Origin of the sequence: Phormidium pseudopriestleyi FRX01, from assembly GCF_017313335.1 — a bacterium.
Taxonomy (GTDB): Bacteria; Cyanobacteriota; Cyanobacteriia; order Cyanobacteriales; family Laspinemataceae; genus Laspinema; species Laspinema pseudopriestleyi.
Genome location: NZ_JAFLQW010000235.1, coordinates 1 through 3133, shown reverse-complemented (window position 1 = coordinate 3133; position 3133 = coordinate 1). Strand labels below are relative to the sequence as shown.

The following is a 3133-nucleotide window of genomic DNA, read 5'->3' as shown; positions in this document are numbered from 1 at the left end:
TTTCTTGTCCTTAATCTGTAGCACTTGGCAGTTTTCTCTAGGCCAGAAACCCGGTTTCTTGTCCCAGTGAATCTATCTGGGCGATCATCTCCCTTTTGCCTAGTTGCAAAAGTTTCCCTTGGCAATATTATCTGTGTTGGCTGGATGGTAAGATTTTAAGTCTCTTCTTCTAATTGCTTTTTCATGCGTTCTAGGGTTTGGTGCATCTGTTGAAACATCTGCTGCGGTGTCATGCCAAATTGACCCAGTTGGGTCTTAAGCTGTTCAACGGTCATTTGAGCCATGAAGTCTTCAGAGAGTTCAAAGCGTTTCATAAAAATGCTGTACCGATCCATCATGGCTTCCATGCGATCAATATAGAGCTTTTTCCCTTCTCTGTCAAATTTTCCGTAATTGCTGCCCAGTTGAATCAAAGCTTGATAATCTTCAAACAGCTCTTTGGCTTCTTGCTGAACGATTTCAGAATCAAAAAAACCCATTGTTTTCCCAGTTTCTCTTATACTCGTTTCCCCGGTCGGTGGGAATTCCCACCTTCTATCTTATTATTTTAGTGCAGTGGTGGAAAATGGTTTTAGTCAAGAATAGATTTCTACCTGGTTTTTGAGGGAAATTTGAAGTTAATTGTCGAGGAAACCGATCCGATTAACGGGCCAAAATCGCCCGACTGCGCGTCCAATGATGTTGGTTTTGGGTAAAAACCCCCAAACATGGGAGTCATTGCTGTTATTACGGTTATCTCCCATGACAAATACTGTGTCGGTCGGGACTTGTTGGGGACCCCACTCATAGTCTGGGGGTCCGGCGATGTACTCTTCTTGTAGGGGTTCGTCATTGAGGTAGAGTTGGCCGTTGTGAATGCGGACAAACTGACCTTCGGTGGCAATGACTCGTTTGATGAAGGCTTGGTTTTTGGTGTAACCGTACTGTTGAAGGGCTGCTGGCGGATCGAAGACGATGATATCTCCGGTGGTGGGCGATCGCCAGTGATAGGACAGTTTTTCGACGACGATGCGATCGCCGATTTCTAGGGTCGGAACCATTGAGACGGAGGGAATATATCGCGGTTCAGCGACAAAAGCTCGAATCCCTAGGGCTAAAATCAAGGCCAGTGCCAAAATTTGAACGTTGTCTCGCCACTGCTTCCACCCCTTTGATTCAATGGGGTCTGTTGTTGTTAATTCCGTTTTCTGCGAGGTCATCTCCTGTTCCCTTCTCCGATGAGGCCAGATCTGCCCGCTTTGCTTCTGGCATCTGTTCCAGATCCGCGAGCATCTCGATGTTTGCTTGTGTCTTTTTATCTTACAACGTTGCAGTCGCGCCTCTAGTCTGGGATTCAACTCTGACACTCTCTGGATTCAAAGGAGGGTCCAATTCCTGGGGGTCCCACTCCCGATTGATGGGTCGAGAGATTATAAAATTAAGTAGATCGCCCAACCGAGGCTCAAACCTAGGGTAGCTACCACAAATAAAATTACAAAATCCTGCCAGGGACGAAACGGACCCGTTTGGAGGTCAAGTCGGGCGATCGAGGCGGAGACTAATAAGACTAATCCGTAAGTGGAAATATCCAACCACGAGAGGAACACGACTAGAAAAAAAGCGCCCAACAAGACTGTAAAAAATGTCCGATAATCAGATTTCAACCACCGCACGGAAAACGTGCGGATAATCGACCAAGGGGCCGCTAAAACCTCAGCCATCAGAAATGTAAAAATGATGGATAAAACCCACACCCATAAGGGAGATTTGGCGTTGGCTAAGGTCCATCCAAAGTTAAAATAAGTCACAGCAAGTAGCGTCAGAGACAGCCGGGGAAGTGCTTTGATAAAAAACATGGGATCTCCTCTGGCACTTGTTAAACACTCACGTCTTGATGGTTCAATATTCGGCGGACTCTAAAGATTTGTAGAAATGGCTTGGACGGGACAGGTGGGAATACATTGTTCACAAACGACACAACGCGATCGCGTGAAATTCAGTTGAAAACTCTCCCGGTTGAGGTGCAGTGCTTCCGTGGGACAGACTCCTGTGCAGAGTCCGCAGTGGACGCAACTTTCTTCATCAATTAAGATTTCCCGAGAGGCCAGGGAAATGGTAATATCATGCCCTCGCATCCAATCCATTGCCGCATCGAGTTGATCAATATCCCCGGATAATTCAACCACTAGGGTCCCCACTTGGTTGGGTGCAACCTGTGCCCGAATAATATTAGCAGCCACGTTAAAATCTTTCGCCAACCGATAAGTAATTGGCATTTGTATCGAACGTTTAGGAAAGGTTAGGGTAACTCGTTTTTTCACGGTTTACTTTGAATGAATTACAGGAATTAGCAAAGGGATAAAACTCTTTGGGGATTTCTTGTCGAATTATTATCGAAATTCCCGAGTCTTATTGTAGCACGGCTTCTGAGAAAAAATGCAGTTGGCTTGCGCCGCCCCCAATTACCCCGACCCTCATCCAGAATTCTATCCCCCTGAGCTCATCCCTCCCAATTGGCGATCGTTCGCTAAACTAGAAACAACTTGTCACAACTGGTAATAAAAGAGGCGATGACTGAAAATTCACCTGAAAAACCCACTGCTTCATTCCTGAATCAACTCAGAAATCTGATGATTGTCCTGACGGCTACGGTCCTAGCGGTGGGGATTTTTCTGGGATTGCGGACTGAATCGAGTACGGTTTCCTTAACGGATCTGGAGACGGATTCAATCCCTTACGAGGTGGCACTGGAGAATGGTAAACCGACTCTGATGGAATTTTATGCAAATTGGTGCACAAGCTGTATGGCAATGGCACCGGAAATGAAAGAACTGGAAACGGAATATGCAGAAAGCGTTAATTTTGTGATGTTGAATGTGGACAATACCAAGTGGTTACCGGAGTTGACTCAATATCGGGTGGATGGTATTCCTCATTTTGTATTTTTAGGTGGGGATGGAGAGGCGATCGCCTCCGCGATCGGTGAAATTCCTCGGGGAGTTATGGCGGAAAATATCGAGGCATTAATTGCTGGAAATCCGTTACCCTACGCCAAGGCTAAAGGTCAAAATTCAGCGTTAAATAGTGCTGCAGTTCCGAAAAATGCAAGTAAAACTGATCCGCGCAGTCATAGCGTTCAAGTCGTCAATTAAAT

Annotated in this window: 5 protein-coding genes; 1 reads left to right on the top strand and 4 read right to left on the bottom strand. The window is 46.0% G+C overall.

Annotated elements, in window-relative coordinates; genetic code table 11:
- Positions 1-155 precede the first annotated feature (155 nt).
- From J0895_RS08640 to J0895_RS08625, 4 genes are all read right to left on the bottom strand, one after another.
- Positions 156-479, bottom strand: coding sequence for a DUF1825 family protein (locus J0895_RS08640; protein ID WP_207087701.1), 324 nt, complete (start codon positions 477-479; stop codon positions 156-158).
- Between the two features lie 138 nt (positions 480-617).
- A complete protein-coding gene (gene lepB, locus J0895_RS08635) occupies positions 618-1199 on the bottom strand; it encodes a signal peptidase I (protein WP_207087700.1) in 582 nt (193 codons plus the stop codon).
- A 210-nt stretch (positions 1200-1409) separates the two neighbouring features.
- A complete protein-coding gene (locus J0895_RS08630; protein WP_207087699.1) occupies positions 1410-1835 on the bottom strand; it encodes a hypothetical protein in 426 nt (141 codons plus the stop codon).
- 60 nt (positions 1836-1895) lie between these two features.
- Positions 1896-2300 (bottom strand): NIL domain-containing protein, encoded by a 405-nt coding sequence (locus J0895_RS08625; RefSeq protein WP_207087698.1) that lies wholly within the window; start codon positions 2298-2300, stop codon positions 1896-1898.
- Positions 2301-2549: 249 nt separating this feature from the next.
- Between J0895_RS08625 and J0895_RS08620 the strand changes: the two genes are divergently transcribed.
- The gene (locus J0895_RS08620; RefSeq protein WP_207087697.1) at positions 2550-3131 is read left to right on the top strand and encodes a thioredoxin family protein; all 582 of its coding nucleotides are present in this window, start codon (positions 2550-2552) and stop codon (positions 3129-3131) included.
- Positions 3132-3133 lie beyond the last annotated feature (2 nt).